Raw genomic sequence first — 23,334 nt, 5'->3', positions numbered from 1 at the left:
GGGAAAACGGGCATGAAGCAGCAGGCCGGCATTGGAATTCTTTTGGCGCTCACAACCGCAATGTGCTGGGGTGCGCTGCCAATTGCAATGAAGCAGGTACTGGAAGTGATGGAACCGCCTACGGTGGTGTTTTATCGCTTTCTGATGGCAAGTATCGGCCTGGGTGCCATCCTTGCTGTTAAAGGCAAGCTTCCGCCCCTGCGTCTCTTCCGTAAACCGCGCTGGCTGGTATTACTGGCTATCGCGACGGGGGGACTGTTTGGCAACTTCATTCTGTTCAGTTCTTCCCTGCAATATCTCAGCCCGACGGCGTCGCAAGTGATTGGTCAACTTTCACCGGTCGGCATGATGGTTGCCAGCGTCGTTATCCTCAAGGAGAAGATGCGCGGTACGCAGATCGTCGGGGCGAGCATGCTGCTATGTGGCCTGGTAATGTTCTTCAATACCAGCCTGATAGAGATTTTTACCCGCCTGACCGATTACACCTGGGGTGTAATCTTCGGTGTGGGGGCAGCAACGGTTTGGGTGAGCTATGGCGTCGCGCAAAAGGTGTTATTGCGTCGTCTTGCCTCACAGCAGATCCTCTTTTTGCTGTACACTTTGTGTACAATAGCATTATTGCCGTTAGCGAAGCCGGGGGTGATCACCCAGCTTAGCGACTGGCAACTGGCGTGCCTCATATTTTGTGGGCTGAATACGCTGGTCGGTTATGGCGCGCTGGCCGAAGCAATGGCGCGCTGGCAGGCAGCACAGGTGAGCGCATTGATTACGCTCACTCCGCTGTTTACGCTGTTATTTTCAGATTTGTTATCAATGGCCTGGCCCGATGTCTTCGTCAGACCGATGCTCAACCTGTTGGGTTATCTCGGTGCGTTTGTCGTGGTTGCGGGCGCGATGTATTCCGCCATTGGTCATCGTCTCTGGGGGCGTTGGCGCAAAAATGAAGCGGTCCCCGCTCAGGCGAATGATTTACGGAGAGTAAAATGAAGTTTGTTGATGAAGCGACGATCCTGGTCGTGGCAGGTGATGGCGGCAACGGTTGCGTAAGCTTCCGCCGTGAAAAATATATTCCTCGTGGTGGCCCTGACGGCGGCGACGGCGGCGACGGCGGTGACGTATGGCTGGAGGCGGATGAGAACCTCAACACGCTGATCGACTACCGTTTCGAAAAATCTTTCCGCGCTGAGCGTGGCCAGAACGGCCAGAGCCGTGACTGTACCGGTAAACGTGGTAAAGACGTCACCATCAAAGTACCGGTGGGTACGCGTGTGATCGATCAGGGTACAGGTGAGACCATGGGCGACATGACCAAACACGGTCAGCGTCTGATGGTTGCAAAAGGGGGTTGGCACGGTCTGGGCAACAGCCGTTTCAAATCTTCCGTCAACCGTACGCCGCGTCAGAAAACAATGGGTACGCCGGGCGATAAGCGCGACCTGCAGCTTGAGCTGATGCTGCTGGCCGATGTGGGGATGCTGGGAATGCCAAACGCTGGTAAATCCACGTTTATTCGCGCCGTCTCTGCCGCTAAGCCAAAAGTGGCGGACTATCCGTTTACCACGCTGGTGCCAAGCCTGGGCGTTGTCCGTATGGATAACGAGAAGAGCTTTGTGGTTGCCGATATCCCGGGTCTGATTGAAGGCGCAGCGGAAGGTGCCGGTCTGGGTATCCGCTTCCTGAAACACCTTGAGCGCTGCCGTGTACTGCTGCACCTCATCGATATCGATCCGATCGACGGGTCCGATCCGGTAGAAAATGCCCGTATCATCGTCGGCGAGCTGGAGAAATACAGCGAGAAACTGGCGAACAAACCGCGCTGGCTGGTCTTTAACAAGATTGACCTGATGGATAAAGCCGAAGCGGAAGCAAAAGCGAAAGCCATTGCTGAAGCGATGGGGTGGGAAGAGAAATACTACCTGATCTCTGCGGCAAGCCAGGTTGGCGTGAAAGATCTCTGCTGGGATGTGATGACCTTTATCATCGAGAACCCGGTTGTTCAGGCGGAAGAAGCGAAGCAGCCTGAAAAAGTCGAATTCATGTGGGATGACTACCACCGTCAACAGCTTGAAGAGCTGGAAGCGGAAGAGGAAGACGACTGGGACGACGACTGGGATGAAGACGACGAAGAAGGCGTCGAGTTCATCTACAAGCACTAATGACCCGATAAGGCCCCTGTTGATACAGGGGCTTTTTTTTATTCTAACGTTGAAGGCAGCCAGCAACTGGCAATGAGACCGCCTTCTGCGGCATTCTCCAGTGTCAGCTTTCCGTGGTGAAGCTGCACAATGCGTTGCACGATGCTCAGGCCCAGACCACTGCCTCCGTAGCGCTGATCGAGACGACGGAACGGCTCGGTAATTGACTGCCGGTGTGCTTCATCAATACCGGGACCCTGATCGATAACACTGACCCGTGTACCGTCGTCCTGTGCGGTCAATGTCACTGTGATGGTGGTCCCTGCGGGGCTGTAGCGCCCGGCATTCTCCAGCAGGTTACGCAGCATGAGTCGCAGAAGCACCGCGTCCCCCTGCACCGTTAGCGGACTTTTGGCTGGCCATATCACCGTATGTTCTTTGGCTTCATGCTCAAGGCCAAGCGGGGTGATGATATTGTCTGTCCAGTTTACCGTCTCGTAGTGGCCGCTCGCCATTGCCTGCCCGGCCCGCGCCAGCATCAGCAGCTGTTCAATGGTATGCATGAGTTGATCGATACGGCTGATTAATGCTGAAGCCTGTGGCGAACCTGACTGTGCCATCAGTTCCAGATGCAACCTGATCCCGGCGAGTGGGGTTCGCAGTTCATGCGCGGCATCGGCGGTAAAGAGCCTTTCCTGTTGTATGGTGTGATCAAGCCTGGCGAGCAATTGGTTAAGAGAGGTTGTGACGGCGCCAATCTCTTCCATATCTGAATACATGGGCAGCGGAGTGAGGTTGTCCGCCGAACGATTCGCCAGACTGGCCCGCAGCTGATTCAGCGGACGAGTTATCCAGGTGACTGCCCAGAAGGAGAAGAGCAGGGTAAAACCGACCATCACCAGGGAAGGGACCAGCAGCGAGGCAATCGCTTCGCGGATCTCTTTTTCGACATGGTTGTTACGTGCCTTTGCAGACAGCGTTTCATTGACCAGAAAGCCAATCTGTTCGCGGCTTTCATGCCACAGCCAAATCACGCTTATCAACTGGAAAAATAATAGGATCACCGCCAGCAAAACCATTAATCGCCGACGCATACTGTTCATTTCTGTCTCTCCAGACGATAACCCACGCCACGAACGGTTTTTATCCGGTCTTTGCCAAGTTTGCGTCGCAAATTGTGAATGTGGACTTCAAGGGTATTTGACCCCGGATCGTCCTGCCAGGAGTAGATATCCTGCTGGAGGGTTTCACGGTGTACCGTCTGCCCGCTACGCATGATCAGACGCGTAAGCAGGGCGAACTCTTTCGGTGTGACCTCAACAGGCAGAGACTGGCACAGCACCTGCTGAGTTTGCAGATTCAGGGTAATATCACCGTCGGTCAGTAAGTTATCACTGTGCCCCTGATAGCGGCGAATTAACGCCCGCACGCGCGCCTGTAGCTCTGCAAGGGCAAACGGCTTCACCAGATAATCATCCGCGCCGGAATCCAGGCCGTTGATACGATCTTCGATGGCATCGCGCGCCGTCAGGATCAACACCGGGTTGTCAACACCGCGACGCCGCCACTGGCTTAACAACGTGGCCCCGTCTTTATCCGGGAGGCCCAGATCGAGGATCACCAGACTGTATTCACCGCTCTGGATCAGGGCATCCGCCTCTGCCGCCGTGGCGGCGCAGTCAAGGGCATAGCCTTCATTGGACAGCGCCAGCGCCAGCCCTTCCTGTAATAACAGATCGTCTTCAACTATAAGTAGTTTCATCGCTAGTTATTCTGGTAGATGTCCTTATAAAGCCTGCTTTCGAAGCGCACCAGCGGGATACGGCGATTGCGCTGGTCGGCCGGTTCGACGGCATAGCCGGAAAGATACTGCACGAATGCCAGACGCTGCCCGCTGGCGGTGGTGATGAAGCCTGCAAGGTTATAAACACCCTGCAGTGAACCTGTTTTGGCTGATACCTTACCGTCCACACCGGCAGCGTGAAGACCGGCCCGGTACTGAAGTGAACCGTCATGCCCGGCAAGTGGCAGCATCGAAATAAAGTTTAGCTCAGTGTCATGTTGTGCAATGTACTGAAGCACTTGCATCATGGTTGCCGGGGAGATCAAATTGTGACGTGATAACCCGGAACCATCGACAGCGATGGTGTTGCCCAGATCGATCCCCGCCTGCTGACGAAGGATCTGACGCACAGCGTCGGAACCCGCACGCCAGGTTCCCGGAACGCCAAAACGCGCGTGACCAATCATGCGGAACACGGTGTCGGCAATCATATTGTCAGACTTCTTCAGCATGATCCTTAGCAAATCGTGCAACGGTGCAGACTGTTTGCTGGCGATAACCGTGCCGGGTTGATTAACCTGCGTCTGGCGGAGCAGGGTACCGGTATAGGTGATCCCAGCCTGTTTCAGTTCGTCCTTGAGAATTGCGCCCGCGTAGCTTGCGCCATCCTGGATGGCGAAGGCCAGCGGGAGGGGATCGGCGCGTTGCGTCAGGCAACCGGTAAGCGTGAAGCGGTTAAGGTCGCCGGGCACCACATCGAGTTCGCAATATTGCGCATCCGGGGAGCCTTTTGCCAGCGTTCGGACCTGGCTAAACATGGTGACCGGGTAGTAAGACGCCACGCGAATAAACGCTAAATCGTCCGGTTTTGGCGCGCTGTAAAGCGAAATCGAGAAGCAGTTACGATCAACAATCGCTGCCGATGGCGGTGCGCTAAAGCACTGCGTCATGTCGTTCCACGGCCAGCCCGGCGCTTTATCGTGGCTGGCAAAGATGGAGGTGTCGATCAACACGTTGCCATCGATCTTCTGCACGCCAGATTTTTTCAGCACCGCCACCATGTTGCGGATATCCTGACGTTTGAAGGTGGGGTCACCGCCAAAACGGGCAATAAGATCGCCTTTCAGCTCACCGTCTTTAACCTCTCCTTTAGTCTCAAGAGTCGTGGTAAAACGGAAGTCAGGACCAAGCTGAAGCAGGGCAGCGAGCGCAGTGATCACCTTCTGAGTACTGGCAGGCAGCGCCATTTGTTGACTGTGATAGTCAATCTCAGGTGCCTGCGCGCCGACCTTCTGCACCATCAGAGCAAGGTTGGCCCCGGCAGGGAGCTGATTAATATATTCATCAACATTCGCGGCCTGAACGCTGAACGTTATACTGGTAGTCAATCCGATGATAAATCTGGAAAATCGCATAATCTCGCGCTAACAACCCGAAAACAAACCGTCATACTACGGTGCATGGCACTGCAAAGTAAACGATGACCCATAGTGAACTTCGCGGTAAAATACGTATCAAATTGAAAATTGCTGCTGACCTGGGGCGTTGCTCCCGGGTCGGTTTTCTTTTTGCTTCTGGCCCGCTCATGAGGGCCGGGGCAGGGAACACTGCTCCCAACAGGAATGTTTAAGAGGTATAACAAATGCAAGCTATTCCGATGACCTTACGTGGTGCCGAAAAACTGCGCGAAGAGCTGGATTTCCTGAAATCTGTTCGTCGCCCTGAAATCATCGCCGCTATCGCGGAAGCGCGTGAGCATGGCGACCTGAAAGAGAACGCTGAATACCACGCGGCCCGTGAGCAGCAGGGTTTCTGTGAAGGGCGTATTAAAGATATCGAAGCTAAGCTGTCCAATGCGCAGGTTATCGATATCACCAAAATGCCAAACAATGGGCGTGTGATCTTTGGTTCAACCGTTAGCGTGCTGAACCTGGACACTGACGAAGAGCAGACTTACCGCATCGTGGGTGACGATGAAGCAGACTTCAAACAGAACCTGATTTCAGTGAACTCACCGATTGCTCGCGGCCTGATTGGCAAAGAGCAGGACGATGTCGTGACCATCCGTACCCCGGGTGGCGAAGTGGAATACGAAATTATTAAGGTTGAGTACCTGTAATTCGCCTCTCCACGAAGATGTTGATACATTGTAAAGAAAGGAAAAAGGCCGCATAGCGGCCTTTTATCAACTCAAGGAGCATGGCATTTTGCTCACCTGCTGACAGAAATCCCTCGTTTTACACAGAAAATGTGTTTAATTCAGGATATCCTTAGCGTGGCAGCGAGATTTTACGCTCTTTAGTTGGGCGATAGAGCACCAGCGTTTTACCGATGACCTGCACGTTACAGGCACCGGTTTCGCGCACGATGGCTTCCACGATCAAGTTCTTCGTGTCTCTGTCTTCAGAGGCAATTTTCACCTTGATCAGCTCGTGGTGTTCCAGCGCTTGTTCAATCTCGGCAAGCACCCCTTCGGTCAAACCATTGTTGCCAAGCATGACTACAGGCTTGAGCGGATGTGCCAGACCTTTAAGGTGCTGTTTTTGTTTAGTACTCAGATTCATCGTATATTTTTGCTTACGTTGGGATTGAAAACGGTTCATTCTACCGCCATCTCCCTTATATCGCCAAATAGCTGCGTAGAAATTTACGTCACAGGCAAGCAACGATGAACCAGGACGGAAATGTTAAATGACAGGTAAAAAGCGTTCTGCCAGCTCCAGCCGCTGGCTTCAGGAACACTTTAGCGATAAATATGTTCAACAGGCACAGAAAAAGGGGTTGCGTTCCCGTGCCTGGTTTAAACTTGATGAAATACAGCAAAGTGACAAACTTTTTAAGCCGGGGATGACGGTGGTTGACCTCGGTGCGGCACCTGGCGGATGGTCGCAGTATGCGGTAACGCAGATTGGCGGCACGGGCCGCATCATCGCATGCGATCTTTTACCAATGGATCCCATCGTTGGTGTCGACTTCCTTCAGGGCGACTTTCGTGATGAATTAGTGCTGAAAGCGTTACTTGATCGTGTTGGTGACAGTAAGGTCCAGGTTGTCATGTCGGATATGGCACCAAATATGTGTGGAACACCGGCGGTGGATATCCCCCGCGCCATGTATCTGGTGGAGCTAGCGTTAGAAATGTGTCGTGATGTACTAGCGCCTGGTGGTAGTTTTGTTGTGAAGGTGTTTCAGGGCGAAGGTTTCGAGGAGTATCTTAAGGAAATTCGCTCCCTGTTTGCGAAGGTTAAAGTTCGTAAGCCGGACTCTTCCCGGGCCCGTTCCCGTGAAGTGTATATTGTAGCGACCGGGCGAAAATGATAACCGGTAGATTTCAGACGAAAGTTTGAATGACACTGGATATAGAGTATCCTGACGCTGTTTTTAACACAGTTGTAATATGAGGTTAATCCCTTGAGTGACATGGCGAAAAACCTAATACTCTGGCTGGTCATTGCCGTTGTGCTGATGTCAGTATTCCAGAGCTTTGGGCCCAGCGAGTCGAATGGCCGCAAGGTGGATTATTCTACCTTCCTGCAGGAGGTCAATCAGGACCAGGTTCGCGAAGCGCGTATCAACGGACGTGAGATCAACGTTACCAAGAAAGATAGTAACCGTTACACGACTTACATCCCGGTGAACGATCCTAAGCTGCTTGATAACCTTCTGACTAAAAACGTCAAGGTGGTAGGTGAGCCGCCAGAAGAACCGAGCCTGCTGGCTTCTATCTTCATCTCCTGGTTCCCGATGCTGCTTCTTATCGGCGTCTGGATCTTCTTTATGCGCCAGATGCAGGGCGGCGGTGGCAAAGGTGCCATGTCGTTCGGTAAGAGCAAGGCGCGTATGTTGACGGAAGATCAGATCAAAACCACGTTTGCAGACGTCGCCGGTTGTGACGAAGCAAAAGAAGAGGTAGGTGAACTGGTTGAATACCTGCGCGAGCCGAGCCGTTTCCAGAAGCTGGGCGGTAAGATCCCGAAAGGCGTCCTGATGGTCGGCCCTCCGGGTACCGGTAAGACCCTGCTGGCGAAAGCCATCGCGGGTGAAGCGAAGGTACCGTTCTTTACTATTTCAGGTTCTGACTTCGTAGAAATGTTCGTGGGTGTCGGTGCATCTCGTGTGCGTGACATGTTCGAGCAGGCTAAAAAGGCAGCACCGTGCATTATCTTCATCGATGAAATCGACGCCGTGGGCCGCCAGCGTGGCGCTGGTCTGGGCGGTGGTCACGATGAACGTGAGCAGACCCTGAACCAGATGCTGGTTGAGATGGACGGCTTCGAAGGTAACGAGGGTATTATCGTTATCGCGGCAACTAACCGTCCGGACGTTCTTGACCCTGCGCTGCTGCGTCCAGGCCGTTTCGACCGTCAGGTTGTGGTCGGTCTGCCGGATGTTCGTGGTCGTGAACAGATTCTGAAAGTGCACATGCGTCGCGTACCGCTGGCGCCAGATATCGACGCGGCAATCATTGCGCGCGGTACTCCGGGCTTCTCCGGTGCGGACCTGGCTAACCTGGTCAACGAAGCTGCACTGTTTGCCGCTCGCGGTAACAAACGTGTAGTGTCGATGGTGGAATTCGAAAAAGCGAAAGACAAAATCATGATGGGTGCGGAACGTCGCTCCATGGTGATGACGGAAGCGCAAAAAGAGTCCACAGCATACCACGAAGCGGGCCACGCGATTATCGGTCGACTGGTGCCGGAACACGATCCGGTGCATAAAGTGACGATCATTCCGCGCGGTCGTGCGCTGGGTGTGACTTTCTTCCTGCCTGAAGGCGACGCGATCAGCGCCAGCCGTCAGAAGCTGGAAAGCCAGATTTCAACCCTGTACGGCGGTCGTCTGGCGGAAGAGATTATCTACGGTCCGGAACATGTTTCTACCGGTGCGTCCAACGATATTAAAGTGGCGACAAACCTGGCGCGTAACATGGTGACTCAGTGGGGCTTCTCCGACAAACTCGGTCCACTGCTCTATGCAGAGGAAGAGGGCGAAGTATTCCTGGGCCGTTCTGTGGCGAAAGCGAAACATATGTCTGATGAAACGGCTCGTATCATCGACCAGGAAGTGAAAGCGCTGATTGAACGTAACTACGGTCGCGCACGTCAGATCCTGAACGACAATATGGACATCCTGCATTCGATGAAAGATGCGCTCATGAAATATGAGACTATCGATGCTCCGCAGATTGACGACCTGATGGCTCGCCGCGAAGTGCGTCCGCCAGCAGGCTGGGAAGACCCAGGCGCTTCCAACAATTCTGACAACAATGGCACCCCGCGTGCGCCGCGTCCGGTTGATGAACCGCGTACGCCGAACCCGGGTAACACCATGTCAGAACAGTTGGGCGACAAGTAAGTCACTGCTGTTGGCGAGTGTGTCTGTACCTCAAACCCTGGAGCTTGCTCCGGGGTTTTTCTTTTCTGTTTAACCACATTAATACCAGGGATTTAGCCATGAAACTTTTCGCCCAGGACTCGCATCTCGATCTCTCACATCCGCATGTGATGGGTATCCTGAATGTTACCCCTGACTCCTTCTCAGATGGCGGTACGCATAACACGCTTATTGAGGCGGTTAAGCACGCCAATCTGATGATCAACGCGGGGGCAACCATCATTGACGTTGGCGGTGAGTCGACGCGTCCGGGGGCGGCAGAGGTTTCAGTGGAGGAAGAGCTGGCGCGTGTGGTCCCGGTGGTTGAAGCCATCGCACAACGTTTTGAGGTGTGGATATCCGTGGACACGTCTAAGCCAGAGGTGATTCGTGAAGTGGCGCGAGTGGGTGCTCACATCATCAATGATATCCGCTCTCTGACCGAGCCGGGGGCGATTGAAGCGGCTGCGGAAACCGGGCTGCCGGTTTGTCTGATGCATATGCAGGGAAAACCGAAAACGATGCAGGATGCGCCTAAGTATGAGGATGTCTTTGCAGATGTGAATCGCTTCTTTATTGAGCATATTGCACGCTGTGAGCGTGCAGGTATCGCAAAAGAGAAATTGCTGCTCGACCCGGGGTTCGGTTTCGGTAAAAATCTCTCCCACAATTATGCGTTGCTTGCGCGCCTGTCAGAGTTTCATCATTTCGGCCTGCCGTTGCTGGTTGGCATGTCGAGAAAGTCGATGATTGGGCAGTTGCTGAATGTCGGGCCGAGTGAGCGCCTGAGCGGCAGTCTGGCCTGCGCGGTGATTGCAGCAATGCAAGGCGCGCATATTATCCGTGTCCATGATGTTAAAGAAACAGTAGAAGCCATGCGTGTGGTGGAAGCCACACTGGCAGCGAAGGAAAAGAAACGCTATGAGTAATCGTAAATATTTTGGTACCGATGGTATCCGTGGGCGCGTAGGCGATGCTCCAATCACCCCTGATTTTGTGCTTAAGCTTGGTTGGGCTGCTGGCAAGGTTCTGGCGCGTCATGGCTCGCGTAAGATCATCATTGGCAAAGACACCCGCATTTCCGGCTATATGCTGGAGTCCGCACTGGAAGCCGGTCTCGCCGCTGCCGGGCTTTCAGCATCCTTTACTGGCCCAATGCCAACACCTGCTGTCGCCTATCTGACGCGTACCTTCCGCGCGGAAGCCGGCATCGTGATTTCAGCCTCACATAACCCGTTCTATGATAACGGTATCAAGTTCTTCTCCATTGATGGCACCAAGCTGCCGGATGATGTGGAAGAGGCGATCGAAGCCGAAATGGAAAAAGAGATCACCTGTGTTGATTCCGCTGAGCTGGGCAAAGCAAACCGTATTGTCGATGCGGCTGGCCGTTACATTGAATTCTGCAAAGGCACCTTCCCGAACGAGCTAAGCCTGGCTCACCTCAAAATTGTGGTGGACTGTGCAAACGGTGCGACGTATCACATTGCGCCGAATGTTTTCCGCGAGCTGGGGGCGAAGGTGATCACCATTGGCTGTGAGCCTGATGGTCTGAACATTAACGAACAGGTTGGTGCGACGGACGTTCGTGCCCTGCAGGCACGCGTGCTGGCAGAAAAAGCGGACCTGGGTATTGCCCTGGACGGTGACGGCGACCGTGTGATCATGGTTGACCACGAAGGGAACAAGGTCGATGGCGACCAGATCCTCTACATTATTGCGCGTGAAGGTCTGCGTCAGGGACAGCTGCGCGGCGGTGCGGTTGGCACGCTGATGAGCAACATGGGTCTGGAGCTGGCATTGAAACAGCTGGGGATCCCGTTTGTTCGAGCGAAGGTGGGTGACCGCTACGTGCTGGAAAAACTGCAGGAGAAAGGCTGGCGCATTGGCGCTGAAAACTCCGGCCATGTGATCCTGCTCGACAAAACCACCACCGGTGACGGCATTGTGGCAGCGCTTCAGGTTGTTGCCGCGATGGCACGTAACCATATGAGCCTGCACGATCTGTGCAGCGGCATGAAAATGTTCCCGCAGATCCTTGTGAACGTGCGCTTCACCGCAGGCAAAGGCGATCCGCTGGAAAATGATAACGTCAAAGCGGTGATGGCAGACGTTGAAGCTGCGCTTGGCAACCGTGGGCGTGTCCTGCTGCGTAAGTCAGGTACTGAACCGCTGATCCGCGTGATGGTGGAAGGCGAAGACGAAGCGCAGGTGACTGAATTTGCGCACCGTATTGCAGATGCTGTAAAAGCTGCATAACTTTTCACAATAAGTGTTTAAAAAGGCGGCGCTTGCCGCCTTAGTTTTAAGCATTTTGTGGCTTTTTGCTGTTTTTTTCTGCAGTTGATACAATGCGTCAAAATTGCCCTTGCGAAGGTCATTCGCTTTGGTTAGTATTCACACCCGCTTCAGTGGGAAACAAAAATCCTGCTAATTGGTCGAAGCATTGGTATGCGGCAAATCCGCAAGGAACAGGTTGATTATGTACGAAGCTCTTTTAGTTATTTTCCTTATTGTAGCCATCGCTCTCGTAGCGCTGATTATGCTGCAGCAAGGTAAAGGTGCTGATATGGGAGCCTCCTTCGGAGCAGGCGCTTCCGGTACGCTGTTCGGTTCAAGTGGTTCTGCGAACTTCATGACCCGTACCACAGCGATTCTGGCTACGCTGTTCTTCATCATCAGCCTTGTGCTTGGCAATATCAACAGCAACAAGACCAGCAAAGGAAGCGAGTGGGAAAACCTGAGCGCGCCAGCGAAAACTGAGCAGACTCAGCCAGCTGCACCGGCTAAGCCAACCAGCGATATCCCGCAGTAAGTATTCCGTACCGAGGTGGTGGAATTGGTAGACACGCTACCTTGAGGTGGTAGTGCCCTAACGGGCTTGTGGGTTCGAGTCCCATCCTCGGTACCAATATTCCAGAAAAAAGACGTCGAAAGACGTCTTTTTTTTCGTCTGTCTTCTGTGGATTTGATCTTTTGTAGGGCGGGTAAGCGCAGCGCCACCCGCCATTGCCCGGTGGCGCTGCGCTTACCGGGCCTACGAAGGCTACAAAAAAGGCGCCTGTTGGGCGCCTTTTGGATGTCTTCTCTCGATTACTTCTTATCGCTGTGCTCCAGGTTTTCAACCTGCGGCAGGCCGTTGCCGGAACTGGCTGACAGCAGGCCATTCTCAACGTAGTTGAACAGCTTCTCACGGGTATCAGTGATATCCAGATTACGCATGGTCAGCTGGCCGATACGGTCATCAGGTGAGAACACGGATTCACCTTTTTCCATGGTCAGACGTTCTGCTTTGTAGGTCAGGTTGTCAGACACAGTGTTCAGAATGGAGTAGTCATTCCCGCGACGCAGTTCCAGAGTGACTTCGCCAGTGATAGCGCTTGCCACCCAACGCTGCAGGGCATCACGCAGCATCAGTGCCTGTGGATCGAACCAGCGGCCCTGATACAGCAGTTTACCCAACTGACGGCCATGGGAGTGATATTGCTCGATGGTATCTTCGTTGTGAATGCCGGTCAGCAGACGCTCATAGGCAATGTGCAGCAGCGCCATCCCCGGGGCTTCATAGATGCCACGGCTTTTCGCTTCGATGATACGGTTTTCGATCTGATCGCTCATACCCAGGCCGTGACGACCGCCGATGCGGTTCGCTTCCAGCATCAGTTCCACATCATCAGAGAAGGTCTTGCCGTTCAGGGCAACCGGGTGGCCACGCTCGAAACGCACGGTCACTTCTTCTGCCGGGATTTTGACGCTTTCATCCCAGAATTTCACGCCCATGATTGGGTTAACGATTTTCACGCTGGAGTTCAGGAACTCCAGATCTTTTGCTTCGTGCGTTGCGCCCAGCATGTTGGAGTCAGTGGAGTAGGCTTTTTCGACGGACATTTTATAGTCGAAGCCGCAGGCGATCATAAATTCAGACATTTCATGACGGCCGCCCAGCTCATCGATAAAATCGGTGTCCAGCCACGGTTTGTAAATCTGCAGCTCGGCGTTGGTCAGCAGGCCATAACGATAGAAACGTTCAATGTCGTTGCCTTTATAGGTACTGCCGTCACCCCAGATGTTCACGCCATCTTCTTTCATGGCGGCAACCAGCATGGTGCCGGTCACGGCACGGCCCAGTGGGGTGGTGTTGAAATAGGTCAGACCGCCAGTGGTATTATGGAACGCGCCACACTGGATAGCGGCAATACCTTCGGCGACCAGCTGCTTACGACAATCAATCAGACGTGCGTTCTCTGCGCCATACTCTTTAGCACGACGAGGAATGGCATCATAGTCGTCCTCATCCGGCTGACCCAGGTTCGCAGTATATGCATACGGAACCGCTCCCTTTTGGCGCATCCACAGCAGTGCAGCGCTGGTATCCAGGCCGCCTGAAAAAGCGATGCCAATACGTTGTCCTACCGGAAGATGCTTGAGAATCGTCGTCATAAAATAAAACCCTGCGTGATTGACTGATTAGAGACCGCTTTCGCTCTCGATGCATGTTTATGCAAAATAAGTGAGTATTCATTTAATCATCTTTTGTCGATGACCGGAAGAGACTCGTGCGTTTTTTGTAAAAATTTCCCTCCGTATGCCCTGGCGGAAACTGAGTTGACAGATGGGGCTCACTATCAATATACTAAACGCCGGTTTTACGTCCCGTCTTCGGTACCAAATCCCAGCATTATTTGCAAATTCTGTCCAAAACGCGTAGAATTTGCCACGTTTCAGGCGCGGGGTGGAGCAGCCTGGTAGCTCGTCGGGCTCATAACCCGAAGGTCGTCGGTTCAAATCCGGCCCCCGCAACCACTTTCCCATAAAGTCATTTTTCAAATATACTGTGAAGACTCAGAGCCTTCGTAGCTGGATTTGAAAAAATTCTTTCGGAGAGTGCTCCAGGCCACAGTTGTGGCTATAGGGTTCAGTTATCTAAAGCCCCGATTTATCGGGGTTTTTTGTTATCTGACTACAGAATAACTGGGCTTTACGCCCTTTTTTTATGTCTTGGGGGTGGGCTTGTCCACATTAGAGCAAAAATTAACAGAGATGATTACTGCACCGGTCGAAGCACTGGGCTACGAACTGGTCGGCATCGAATTCGTTCGCGGCCGCACATCGACGCTGCGCATCTATATTGATAGTGAAGATGGCATCAATGTTGATGATTGTGCTGATGTTAGCCACCAGGTGAGTGCGGTTCTTGATGTTGAAGACCCAATTACCGTTGCGTACAACCTGGAAGTTTCCTCACCTGGCCTCGATCGCCCGATGTTCACGGCCGAGCACTATGTGCGCTTTACCGGTGAAGAAGTGGCTCTCGTTCTGCGTATGGCCGTACAGAACCGCCGTAAATGGCAGGGAATTATCAAAGCCGTTGATGGTGAAATGATCACGGTAACAGTCGAAGGCAAAGATGAAGTGTTCGCGCTGAGTAATATCCAGAAGGCGAACCTGGTTCCCCACTTTTAACAGTCTGGATTGAGGTGAAAAGCCCGCGATGAACAAAGAAATTTTGGCTGTTGTTGAAGCCGTCTCCAACGAGAAATCACTGCCGCGTGAAAAGATTTTCGAAGCGCTGGAAAGTGCACTGGCTACAGCAACCAAGAAAAAATACGAACAAGAGATCGATGTTCGCGTAGAAATCGATCGTAAAAGCGGTGACTTCGATACATTCCGTCGTTGGGTAATCGTTGAAGAAGTGACCCAGCCAACCAAAGAGATCACCCTGGAAGCGGCGCGTTTTGAAGACGAAAGCCTGAACGTTGGTGACTATGTTGAAGATCAGATTGAATCTGTGACCTTCGACCGTATCACCACCCAGACCGCAAAACAGGTTATCGTGCAGAAAGTTCGCGAAGCCGAGCGTGCGCTGGTTGTCGATCAGTTCCGCGATCAGGAAGGCGAAATCATCACTGGCGTGGTGAAGAAAGTGAACCGCGACAACATCTCTCTGGAGATCAAATCCGAAGGGATGCCGGGCAACGCTGAAGCTGTGATTCTCCGTGAAGACATGCTGCCGCGTGAAAACTTCCGCCCTGGCGACCGTATCCGTGGTGTGCTGTATGCCGTTCGCCCTGAAGCGCGTGGTGCACAGCTGTTCGTGACCCGTTCTAAACCAGAAATGCTGGTTGAACTGTTCCGTATCGAAGTGCCGGAAATCGGCGAAGAAGTTATCGAAATTAAAGCGGCGGCTCGCGATCCGGGCTCCCGTGCGAAAATTGCGGTGAAAACCAACGACAAGCGTATCGACCCGGTCGGTGCTTGCGTCGGTATGCGTGGTGCGCGTGTTCAGGCGGTCTCTACCGAGCTGGGCGGCGAACGTATCGATATCGTTCTGTGGGATGACAACCCGGCGCAGTTCGTGATCAACGCAATGGCTCCGGCGGATGTGGCGTCTATCGTTGTTGACGAAGACAAACACACCATGGATATCGCTGTTGAAGCGGGTAACCTGGCGCAGGCAATCGGCCGTAACGGTCAGAACGTACGCTTGGCGTCACAGCTGAGCGGCTGGGAACTCAACGTGATGACCGTTGATGACCTGCAGGCCAAGCATCAGGCTGAAGCCCATGCGGCGATCGATACCTTCACGAAATACCTGGACATTGACGAAGAGTTCGCCACGGTTCTGGTAGAAGAAGGTTTCTCTACGCTGGAAGAACTGGCCTATGTGCCAATGAAAGAGCTGCTGGAAATTGACGGTCTGGATGAACCAACCGTTGAAGCCCTGCGTGAACGCGCTAAAAACGCACTGACCACCCTGGCACTGGCTCAGGAAGAAAGCCTTGGCGATAAAAAGCCGGCTGATGACCTGCTGAATCTGGAAGGTCTTGATCGTGCGATTGCGTTCAAGCTGGCTGCCCGTGGTGTTTGTACGCTGGAAGATCTCGCTGAGCAAGGCGTTGATGACCTGGCTGATATCGAAGGTTTAACCGACGAGAAAGCCGGCGAACTCATCATGGCCGCACGTAATATTTGCTGGTTCGGCGACGAAGCGTAATAAACTGTAGCAGGAAGGAACAGCATGACTGATGTAACTGTAAAATCGCTGGCTGCTGAGATTCAGACCTCCGTGGACCGCCTGGTACAGCAATTTGCTGATGCAGGGATCCCGAAGACCGCTGATGACTCAGTGACGGCAAACGAAAAACAAACCTTGTTAGCGCACCTCAACCGTGAACACGGCTCTGCGCCTGACAAGCTGACGCTGCAGCGCAAAACGCGCAGCACGTTGAATATTCCAGGTACCGGTGGCAAAAGTAAATCGGTACAAATTGAAGTCCGCAAGACGCGCACCTTTGTAAAACGTGATCCGCAAGAGGCAGAGCGCCTTGCCGCGGAAGAGCAGGCACAGCGTGAAGCGGAAGAACAAGCTCAGCGTGAGGCAGAAGCAACTGCCAAACGTGAGGCAGAATTAAAAGCTGAACGTGAGGCCGCAGAAAAAGCGAAACGCGACGCAAGTGAAAAAGTGAAGCGTGAAGCTGCGGAAAAAGACAAAGTGAGCAATCAACAGACAGACGAAATGACCAAAACCGCCCAGGCTGAAAAAGCCCGTCGTGAAAATGAAGCTGCCGAACTGAAGCGTAAAGCCGAAGAAGAAGCACGCCGCAAGCTTGAAGAAGAAGCGCGTCGTGTGGCTGAAGAAGCGCGCCGTATGGCAGAAGAAAACGAGAAGAACGGTATTGATACCGCTGAGCAGTCTGAAGATACCAGCGACTATCACGTGACCACTTCTCAGCACGCGCGTCAGGCTGAAGATGATAACGACCGTGAAGTAGAAGGCGGCCGTGGCCGTGGTCGCAATGCGAAAGCAGCGCGTCCGGCGAAAAAAGGCAACAAACACGCCGAGTCTAAAGCTGACCGTGAAGAAGCGCGTGCAGCCGTGCGTGGCGGTAAAGGCGGCAAACAGCGTAAAGGTTCTTCCCTGCAGCAGGGCTTCCAGAAGCCAGCTCAGGCCGTTAACCGTGACGTTGTGATCGGCGAAACCATCACCGTTGGCGATCTGGCGAACAAAATGGCGGTTAAAGGCTCTCAGGTCATCAAAGCGATGATGAAACTGGGCGCAATGGCGACCATCAACCAGGTGATCGACCAGGAAACCGCACAGCTGGTTGCCGAAGAGATGGGCCACAAAGTTATCCTGCGTCGTGAAAACGAGCTGGAAGAAGCAGTAATGAGCGACCGTGATACCGGTGCTGCGGCAGAACCGCGTGCGCCAGTTGTGACCATCATGGGTCACGTTGACCACGGTAAAACCTCTCTGCTCGACTACATTCGTTCTACGAAAGTAGCCTCCGGTGAAGCGGGTGGTATTACCCAGCACATCGGTGCATATCACGTAGAAACCGACAACGGTATGATCACCTTCCTGGATACCCCAGGCCACGCCGCGTTTACCTCAATGCGTGCTCGTGGTGCTCAGGCGACAGATATCGTTGTTCTGGTTGTTGCTGCAGACGATGGCGTGATGCCACAGACCATCGAAGCTATCCAGCACGCGAAAGCGGCGGGTGTGCCGGTTGTGGTTGCAGTGAACAAGATCGATAAGCCAGAAGCGGATCCAGATCGTGTTAAAAACGAACTGTCCCAGTACGGCATCCTGCCAGAAGAGTGGGGCGGTGAAAGCCAGTTCGTACACGTGTCTGCGAAAGCAGGTACTGGTATCGACGAGCTGCTGGACGCGATCCTGCTGCAGGCTGAAGTTCTGGAGCTGAAAGCGATCCGTAACGGTATGGCGAGCGGCGCGGTCATCGAATCCTTCCTGGATAAAGGCCGTGGCCCGGTGGCTACCGTTCTGGTTCGCGAAGGTACACTGCATAAAGGCGATATCGTCCTGTGTGGTTTCGAATACGGTCGTGTTCGTGCGATGCGTAACGAACTGGGACAGGAAGTGCTGGAAGCAGGTCCGTCCATTCCAGTGGAAATCCTCGGTCTGTCCGGTGTGCCGGCTGCCGGTGACGAAGTGACCGTTGTGCGTGACGAGAAGAAAGCGCGTGAAGTTGCACTGTACCGTCAGGGCAAATTCCGTGAAGTTAAACTGGCTCGTCAGCAGAAATCTAAACTCGAGAACATGTTCGCGAACATGGCTGAAGGCGAAGTTCACGAAGTGAACGTCGTACTGAAAGCTGACGTTCAGGGTTCTGTGGAAGCGATTTCCGACTCCTTGCTGAAACTGTCTACTGACGAAGTTAAAGTGAAGATCATCGGTTCTGGCGTAGGTGGTATCACCGAAACCGACGCAACCCTGGCGGCTGCCTCTAACGCCATTCTGGTTGGCTTCAACGTGCGTGCTGATGCGTCTGCTCGCCGCGTGATCGAAGCAGAAAGCCTGGATCTGCGTTACTACTCCGTCATCTATAACCTGATCGACGAAGTGAAAGCAGCGATGAGCGGTATGCTGTCTCCAGAGCTGAAACAGCAGATCATCGGTCTGGCTGAAGTGCGCGATGTGTTCAAATCGCCGAAATTCGGTGCGATCGCGGGCTGTATGGTTACCGAAGGTACCATCAAGCGTCACAACCCAATCCGCGTACTGCGTGACAACGTGGTTATCTACGAAGGCGAGCTGGAATCCCTGCGCCGCTTCAAAGATGACGTTAACGAAGTCCGTAACGGCATGGAATGTGGTATCGGCGTGAAGAACTACAACGACGTTCGCGTTGGCGATATGATCGAAGTGTTCGAAATCATCGAGATCCAACGCAGCATCGACTAATCCTGTTGGGATAGGTCCATATGTCGGCCGGGATCGCCTCGTGCCACCCGGCAATAATTTTAAAAAGGGGCTTTAGCCCCTTTTTTGTCTGGAGAATTTATTATGGCGAAAGAATTTGGTCGCCCGCAGCGCGTAGCGCAGGAAATGCAGAAAGAGATCGCGCTCATTCTGCAACGCGAAATTAAAGATCCGCGTGTGGGCATGATGACCACCGTGTCCGGCGTGGAGATGTCCCGTGACCTCGCGTATGCCAAAGTGTTCGTGACGTTCCTGAACGATCAGGACGAAGCAGCAGTGAAAAATGGCATTAAAGCGCTGCAGGAAGCCTCTGGTTTCATCCGCTCTCTGCTCGGCAAAGCGATGCGCCTGCGTATCGTGCCTGAGCTGACCTTCTTCTACGACAACTCCCTGGTCGAAGGTATGCGTATGTCCAACCTGGTGACCAGCGTGGTGAAACATGACGACGAACGTCGTGTTAACCCGGCGGACGACAGCAAGGAGGACTGATGAGTCGTCCTCGTCGTCGTGGCCGCGACGTGCATGGTGTGCTGCTGCTGGATAAACCCCAGGGCGCATCCAGCAACGACGTGCTGCAAAAAGTGAAGCGTATTTATAATGCCAACCGTGCTGGCCATACAGGCGCGCTGGACCCCCTGGCGACGGGCATGCTGCCCATCTGCCTGGGGGAGGCAACAAAGTTTTCTCAGTACCTGCTGGATTCCGATAAGCGTTATCGCGTTATCGCCAGGCTGGGCCAGCGCACGGACACCTCCGATGCCGATGGTCAGGTGGTGGAAGAGCGTCCTGTGACGTTTAGCGCAGAGCAACTGGATGCGGCGCTGGAGAGCTTCCGTGGCGATACGCTGCAGGTGCCGTCGATGTATTCTGCACTGAAATATCAGGGTAAAAAGCTCTACGAATATGCGCGCCAGGGTATTGAAGTGCCGCGTGAAGCCCGCCCGATCACCGTGTATGAACTGCTCTTTATTCGCCACGAGGGTGACGAACTGGAGCTGGAAGTGCACTGTTCGAAAGGCACCTATATTCGCACCATTATCGATGACCTGGGCGAGAAGCTGGGCTGCGGTGCGCATGTTATCTACCTGCGTCGCCTGGCAGTCAGTAAATATCCGGTTGAGCGGATGGTGACTCTTGAGCATCTGCACGCGCTGGTTGAACAGGCGCAAGCGCAGGGTGTTGCCGCGGCAGATTTGCTTGACCCGTTGCTGATGCCGATGGATAGCCCGGCGGCCGACTTCCCGGTTGTTAATCTTCCTTTAACATCGTCCGTTTACTTTAAGAACGGAAACCCGGTTCGGACCACGAATGCACCGCTGGAAGGCCTGGTACGCGTGACCGAAGGGGATGACGGTAAGTTTATCGGCATGGGTGAAATGGACGGTGAAGGACGCGTTGCGCCCCGCCGTCTGGTGGTGGAATACCCGGTCGAAGGCTGACGGCGATATCAGCTCACCTTGCGGTAAACCGGTGAGGCGAGTAGAATATCGCGGCTTAACGTCCGGCAAATTGTTTAACAATTTTGCGGGGCGTATACGGGGATCGCTGAATTAGAGATCGGCATCCTTACATTCTTTATACTTTGGAGTTTGAAAATGTCTCTAAGCGTTGAAGCTAAAGCTAAAATCGTTTCTGAGTTTGGTCGTGGTACTAACGACAGCGGTTCTACCGAAGTTCAGGTTGCACTGCTGACTGCACAGATTAACCACCTGCAGGGTCACTTTGCAGAGCACAAAAAAGATCACCACAGCCGTCGTGGTCTGCTGCGTATGGTTTCTCAGCGTCGTAAACTGCTCGACTACCTGAAACGTAAAGATGTTGCACGTTACTCCGCGCTGATCGAGCGTCTGGGTCTGCGTCGCTAAGTCTTGCGAGTTTCAGAAAAGGGGGCCTGATGGCCCCTTTTTTCAACCGGACCGCAGCAATTCACTGGAAACTATTGTATTGTTGCTATAAATGATCTTCCTTGCAGAGGTTCGCGCGGCTAATGAGAGGCTTCACCCATGGGGGTGTTGGTTGTCATTAGTCGCGAGGATGCGAAGAAGGTCGGGTTAAATCGTCAGCACACCGGTGGTGTGCTGTCAAACATTTAAGAAAGGACAGAATTTTGCTGAATCCGATCGTTCGTAAATTCCAGTATGGTCAGCATACCGTCACGCTGGAAACCGGCATGATGGCACGTCAGGCTACTGCTGCCGTTATGGTAAGCATGGATGACACCGCGGTATTCGTGACCGTTGTTGGCCAGAAAAAAGCTAAACCAGGTCAGGACTTCTTCCCACTGACCGTTAACTACCAGGAGCGTACTTACGCTGCCGGTAAAATCCCGGGTGGCTTCTTCCGTCGTGAAGGCCGTCCAAGCGAAGGCGAAACCCTGATCGCGCGTCTGATTGACCGCCCGGTTCGTCCGCTGTTCCCGGAAGGCTTCGTAAACGAAGTGCAGGTTATCGCGACCGTGGTTTCCGTTAACCCACAGGTTAACCCGGATATCGTTGCGATGATCGGTGCTTCCGCTGCGCTGTCTCTGTCCGGTATTCCATTCAATGGTCCTATCGGTGCCGCGCGCGTTGGTTACATCAACGACCAGTACGTGCTGAACCCGACTCAGGAAGAGCTGAAAGAAAGTAAGCTGGACCTGGTTGTTGCCGGTACGGAAGCCGCCGTTCTGATGGTTGAGTCTGAAGCAGAGCTGCTGAGCGAAGACCAGATGCTGGGCGCTGTGGTCTTCGGCCACGACCAACAGCAGGTTGTTATCCAGAACATCAACGAGCTGGTGAAAGAAGCCGGTAAACCACGTTGGGACTGGCAGCCTGAAGCCGCTAACGACGCGCTGAACGCACGCGTTGCTGCACTGGCTGAAGCGCGTCTGAGCGATGCATATCGTATCACCGACAAGCAGGAGCGTTATGCTCAGGTTGACGTGATCAAAGACGAAACCATCGCCACGCTGGTTGCTGAAGACGAAACGCTGGACGCTAACGAGCTGAGCGAAATTCTGCACGCAATCGAGAAAAACGTTGTTCGTAGCCGCGTACTGGCTGGCGAGCCGCGTATCGATGGCCGTGAAAAAGACATGATCCGTGGTCTGGACGTGCGTACTGGCGTACTGCCACGTACTCACGGTTCTGCGCTGTTCACCCGTGGCGAAACGCAGGCGCTGGTTACCGCGACCCTGGGTACTGCACGTGACGCACAGATCATCGACGAGCTGATGGGCGAGCGCACTGACAGCTTCCTGTTCCACTATAACTTCCCTCCGTACTCCGTAGGGGAAACCGGTATGGTGGGTTCGCCTAAGCGTCGTGAAATTGGTCACGGTCGTCTGGCGAAGCGCGGCGTGCTGGCAGTGATGCCAGACGCAGACAAATTCCCGTACACCGTTCGTGTGGTTTCTGAAATCACCGAATCCAACGGTTCTTCTTCCATGGCTTCCGTGTGTGGTGCCTCTCTGGCGCTGATGGATGCAGGCGTGCCAATCAAAGCCGCCGTTGCGGGTATCGCAATGGGTCTGGTGAAAGAGGGCGACAACTTTGTTGTTCTGTCTGACATTCTGGGCGACGAAGACCACCTGGGCGATATGGACTTCAAAGTGGCGGGTTCCCGCGACGGTATCTCTGCACTGCAGATGGATATCAAAATTGAAGGTATCACCAAAGAGATCATGCAGGTTGCTCTGAACCAGGCTAAAGGTGCGCGTCTGCACATCCTGGGCGTGATGGAACAGGCTATCAACGCGCCGCGCGGTGATATCTCCGAGTTCGCTCCGCGTATTCACACCATCAAGATCAATCCAGACAAGATCAAAGATGTTATCGGTAAGGGCGGTTCCGTGATCCGTGCGCTGACCGAAGAGACCGGCACCACCATTGAAATCGAAGATGACGGTACGGTGAAGATCGCAGCGACCGACGGCGAAAAAGCGAAATTCGCGATTCGTCGCATCGAAGAAATCACTGCAGAAATCGAAGTGGGCCGTATCTACAATGGTAAAGTGACCCGTATCGTTGACTTTGGCGCGTTCGTTGCCATCGGTGGCGGTAAAGAAGGTCTGGTACACATCTCTCAAATCGCTGACAAGCGCGTTGAGAAAGTGACCGATTACCTGCAGATGGGTCAGGAAGTACCGGTTAAAGTTCTGGAAGTTGACCGCCAGGGCCGTATCCGTCTGAGCATTAAAGAAGCAACCGAGCAGTCTCAGCCAGCTGCTGCGCCAGGAGCACCGGCAGCAGAACAGCAAGGCGAGTAAGGTTGCCATTTGCCCTCCGCATCGCGGAGGGCCATTATCAGGCAGGACGCCTTGTTAAGCCGCCGGGGGA

Annotated in this window: 20 protein-coding genes and 2 tRNA genes; 17 read left to right on the top strand and 5 right to left on the bottom strand. The window is 53.7% G+C overall.

Annotation, left to right across the window (positions count from 1 at the left end):
* Window positions 1-12: 12 nt before the first annotated feature.
* A complete protein-coding gene (locus tag ACOTX3_RS03135) occupies window positions 13-987 on the top strand; it encodes a DMT family transporter (protein WP_013098928.1) in 975 nt (324 codons plus the stop codon).
* Window positions 984-2,156, top strand: coding sequence for an Obg family GTPase CgtA (gene cgtA / locus ACOTX3_RS03130; RefSeq protein WP_014833442.1), 1,173 nt, complete (start codon window positions 984-986; stop codon window positions 2,154-2,156). The genes ACOTX3_RS03135 and cgtA overlap by 4 nt, the downstream gene beginning before the upstream one ends.
* 38 nt (window positions 2,157-2,194) lie before the next feature.
* Here cgtA and pmrB read toward each other — a convergent pair whose 3' ends face one another.
* Genes pmrB through dacB form a run of 3 tightly spaced genes read right to left on the bottom strand, consistent with a single transcriptional unit; the run spans window position 2,195 to window position 5,333 of the window.
* Complete coding sequence (gene pmrB / locus ACOTX3_RS03125) at window positions 2,195-3,238, bottom strand: two-component system sensor histidine kinase PmrB (protein ID WP_023622309.1); 1,044 nt, start codon at window positions 3,236-3,238, stop codon at window positions 2,195-2,197.
* Window positions 3,235-3,897 carry a two-component system response regulator PmrA gene (gene pmrA, locus ACOTX3_RS03120; protein ID WP_013098925.1) on the bottom strand — a complete coding sequence of 221 codons (663 nt, stop codon included), beginning with the start codon at window positions 3,895-3,897 and terminating at the stop codon, window positions 3,235-3,237. Before pmrA ends, pmrB begins: the two co-directional genes overlap by 4 nt.
* Before the next feature lie 2 nt (window positions 3,898-3,899).
* A complete protein-coding gene (gene dacB / locus ACOTX3_RS03115; RefSeq protein ID WP_047351805.1) occupies window positions 3,900-5,333 on the bottom strand; it encodes a serine-type D-Ala-D-Ala carboxypeptidase in 1,434 nt (477 codons plus the stop codon).
* A 227-nt stretch (window positions 5,334-5,560) separates the two neighbouring features.
* On the opposite strand from dacB, the gene greA reads away from it, so the two are divergent.
* Window positions 5,561-6,037: a transcription elongation factor GreA gene (gene greA, locus ACOTX3_RS03110; protein ID WP_013098923.1), complete on the top strand. Its 477-nt coding sequence runs from the start codon at window positions 5,561-5,563 to the stop codon at window positions 6,035-6,037.
* A 151-nt stretch (window positions 6,038-6,188) separates the two neighbouring features.
* On the opposite strand, the gene yhbY is transcribed toward greA, so the two are convergent.
* The gene (yhbY, locus tag ACOTX3_RS03105; RefSeq protein WP_014833438.1) at window positions 6,189-6,482 is read right to left on the bottom strand and encodes a ribosome assembly RNA-binding protein YhbY; all 294 of its coding nucleotides are present in this window, start codon (window positions 6,480-6,482) and stop codon (window positions 6,189-6,191) included.
* A 127-nt stretch (window positions 6,483-6,609) separates the two neighbouring features.
* On the opposite strand from yhbY, the gene rlmE reads away from it, so the two are divergent.
* The 6 genes from rlmE (at window position 6,610) to ACOTX3_RS03075 (ending at window position 12,202) form a co-directional block, all read left to right on the top strand.
* Window positions 6,610-7,236 (top strand): 23S rRNA (uridine(2552)-2'-O)-methyltransferase RlmE, encoded by a 627-nt coding sequence (gene rlmE, locus ACOTX3_RS03100; RefSeq protein WP_003861812.1) that lies wholly within the window; start codon window positions 6,610-6,612, stop codon window positions 7,234-7,236.
* A gap of 102 nt (window positions 7,237-7,338) precedes the next feature.
* Entirely contained in the window at window positions 7,339-9,273 is a 1,935-nt protein-coding gene (gene ftsH / locus ACOTX3_RS03095; protein ID WP_013098921.1) for an ATP-dependent zinc metalloprotease FtsH, read from the top strand.
* A gap of 98 nt (window positions 9,274-9,371) precedes the next feature.
* Window positions 9,372-10,220, top strand: coding sequence for a dihydropteroate synthase (gene folP, locus ACOTX3_RS03090; protein ID WP_020687345.1), 849 nt, complete (start codon window positions 9,372-9,374; stop codon window positions 10,218-10,220).
* Window positions 10,213-11,550: a phosphoglucosamine mutase gene (gene glmM / locus ACOTX3_RS03085; RefSeq protein ID WP_013098919.1), complete on the top strand. Its 1,338-nt coding sequence runs from the start codon at window positions 10,213-10,215 to the stop codon at window positions 11,548-11,550. The genes folP and glmM overlap by 8 nt, the downstream gene beginning before the upstream one ends.
* A 223-nt stretch (window positions 11,551-11,773) precedes the next feature.
* Entirely contained in the window at window positions 11,774-12,106 is a 333-nt protein-coding gene (gene secG / locus ACOTX3_RS03080) for a preprotein translocase subunit SecG (protein WP_003861803.1), read from the top strand.
* 9 nt (window positions 12,107-12,115) lie between these two features.
* Window positions 12,116-12,202, top strand: a tRNA-Leu gene (locus ACOTX3_RS03075).
* Between the two features lie 182 nt (window positions 12,203-12,384).
* On the opposite strand, the gene argG is transcribed toward ACOTX3_RS03075, so the two are convergent.
* Window positions 12,385-13,731 carry an argininosuccinate synthase gene (gene argG / locus ACOTX3_RS03070; protein WP_029883387.1) on the bottom strand — a complete coding sequence of 449 codons (1,347 nt, stop codon included), beginning with the start codon at window positions 13,729-13,731 and terminating at the stop codon, window positions 12,385-12,387.
* Between the two features lie 286 nt (window positions 13,732-14,017).
* Here argG and ACOTX3_RS03065 point away from each other — a divergent pair.
* The 8 genes from ACOTX3_RS03065 to pnp all read left to right on the top strand — a co-directional run bounded on the left by ACOTX3_RS03065 (window position 14,018) and on the right by pnp (window position 23,264).
* Window positions 14,018-14,094: transfer RNA gene (locus ACOTX3_RS03065), tRNA-Met, on the top strand.
* Window positions 14,095-14,301: 207 nt separating this feature from the next.
* Window positions 14,302-14,754, top strand: coding sequence for a ribosome maturation factor RimP (gene rimP, locus ACOTX3_RS03060; RefSeq protein ID WP_014833432.1), 453 nt, complete (start codon window positions 14,302-14,304; stop codon window positions 14,752-14,754).
* Window positions 14,755-14,782: 28 nt separating this feature from the next.
* Window positions 14,783-16,285 (top strand): transcription termination factor NusA, encoded by a 1,503-nt coding sequence (gene nusA / locus ACOTX3_RS03055; RefSeq protein WP_013098917.1) that lies wholly within the window; start codon window positions 14,783-14,785, stop codon window positions 16,283-16,285.
* 24 nt (window positions 16,286-16,309) lie between these two features.
* Complete coding sequence (gene infB, locus ACOTX3_RS03050) at window positions 16,310-19,000, top strand: translation initiation factor IF-2 (RefSeq protein WP_013098916.1); 2,691 nt, start codon at window positions 16,310-16,312, stop codon at window positions 18,998-19,000.
* A 102-nt stretch (window positions 19,001-19,102) separates the two neighbouring features.
* Window positions 19,103-19,507: a 30S ribosome-binding factor RbfA gene (rbfA, locus tag ACOTX3_RS03045; RefSeq protein ID WP_003024988.1), complete on the top strand. Its 405-nt coding sequence runs from the start codon at window positions 19,103-19,105 to the stop codon at window positions 19,505-19,507.
* Window positions 19,507-20,457: a tRNA pseudouridine(55) synthase TruB gene (truB, locus tag ACOTX3_RS03040; RefSeq protein ID WP_013098915.1), complete on the top strand. Its 951-nt coding sequence runs from the start codon at window positions 19,507-19,509 to the stop codon at window positions 20,455-20,457. The genes rbfA and truB overlap by 1 nt, the downstream gene beginning before the upstream one ends.
* 156 nt (window positions 20,458-20,613) lie before the next feature.
* Window positions 20,614-20,883 carry a 30S ribosomal protein S15 gene (gene rpsO, locus ACOTX3_RS03035; protein ID WP_013098914.1) on the top strand — a complete coding sequence of 90 codons (270 nt, stop codon included), beginning with the start codon at window positions 20,614-20,616 and terminating at the stop codon, window positions 20,881-20,883.
* A gap of 242 nt (window positions 20,884-21,125) precedes the next feature.
* Entirely contained in the window at window positions 21,126-23,264 is a 2,139-nt protein-coding gene (pnp, locus tag ACOTX3_RS03030; protein WP_058679446.1) for a polyribonucleotide nucleotidyltransferase, read from the top strand.
* The last annotated feature ends 70 nt before the right edge of the window (window positions 23,265-23,334 follow it).

This window comes from Enterobacter cloacae complex sp. IR5384, from assembly GCF_049237265.1.
GTDB classification, from domain to species: Bacteria; Pseudomonadota; Gammaproteobacteria; order Enterobacterales; family Enterobacteriaceae; genus Enterobacter; species Enterobacter cloacae.
The sequence above is the reverse complement of the archived record's forward strand: the minus strand, read 5'-3'. Positions and strand labels throughout refer to the sequence as shown.

Coding starts and splice junctions, on each gene's coding strand:
- ACOTX3_RS03135 (WP_013098928.1), top strand. CDS start 13: ATGAAGCAGCAGGCCGGCATTGGAATTCTTTTGGCGCTCACAACCGCA.
- cgtA (WP_014833442.1), top strand. CDS start 984: ATGAAGTTTGTTGATGAAGCGACGATCCTGGTCGTGGCAGGTGATGGC.
- pmrB (WP_023622309.1), bottom strand. CDS start 3,238: ATGAACAGTATGCGTCGGCGATTAATGGTTTTGCTGGCGGTGATCCTA.
- pmrA (WP_013098925.1), bottom strand. CDS start 3,897: ATGAAACTACTTATAGTTGAAGACGATCTGTTATTACAGGAAGGGCTG.
- dacB (WP_047351805.1), bottom strand. CDS start 5,333: ATGCGATTTTCCAGATTTATCATCGGATTGACTACCAGTATAACGTTC.
- greA (WP_013098923.1), top strand. CDS start 5,561: ATGCAAGCTATTCCGATGACCTTACGTGGTGCCGAAAAACTGCGCGAA.
- yhbY (WP_014833438.1), bottom strand. CDS start 6,482: ATGAATCTGAGTACTAAACAAAAACAGCACCTTAAAGGTCTGGCACAT.
- rlmE (WP_003861812.1), top strand. CDS start 6,610: ATGACAGGTAAAAAGCGTTCTGCCAGCTCCAGCCGCTGGCTTCAGGAA.
- ftsH (WP_013098921.1), top strand. CDS start 7,339: ATGGCGAAAAACCTAATACTCTGGCTGGTCATTGCCGTTGTGCTGATG.
- folP (WP_020687345.1), top strand. CDS start 9,372: ATGAAACTTTTCGCCCAGGACTCGCATCTCGATCTCTCACATCCGCAT.
- glmM (WP_013098919.1), top strand. CDS start 10,213: ATGAGTAATCGTAAATATTTTGGTACCGATGGTATCCGTGGGCGCGTA.
- secG (WP_003861803.1), top strand. CDS start 11,774: ATGTACGAAGCTCTTTTAGTTATTTTCCTTATTGTAGCCATCGCTCTC.
- argG (WP_029883387.1), bottom strand. CDS start 13,731: ATGACGACGATTCTCAAGCATCTTCCGGTAGGACAACGTATTGGCATC.
- nusA (WP_013098917.1), top strand. CDS start 14,783: ATGAACAAAGAAATTTTGGCTGTTGTTGAAGCCGTCTCCAACGAGAAA.
- infB (WP_013098916.1), top strand. CDS start 16,310: ATGACTGATGTAACTGTAAAATCGCTGGCTGCTGAGATTCAGACCTCC.
- rbfA (WP_003024988.1), top strand. CDS start 19,103: ATGGCGAAAGAATTTGGTCGCCCGCAGCGCGTAGCGCAGGAAATGCAG.
- truB (WP_013098915.1), top strand. CDS start 19,507: ATGAGTCGTCCTCGTCGTCGTGGCCGCGACGTGCATGGTGTGCTGCTG.
- rpsO (WP_013098914.1), top strand. CDS start 20,614: ATGTCTCTAAGCGTTGAAGCTAAAGCTAAAATCGTTTCTGAGTTTGGT.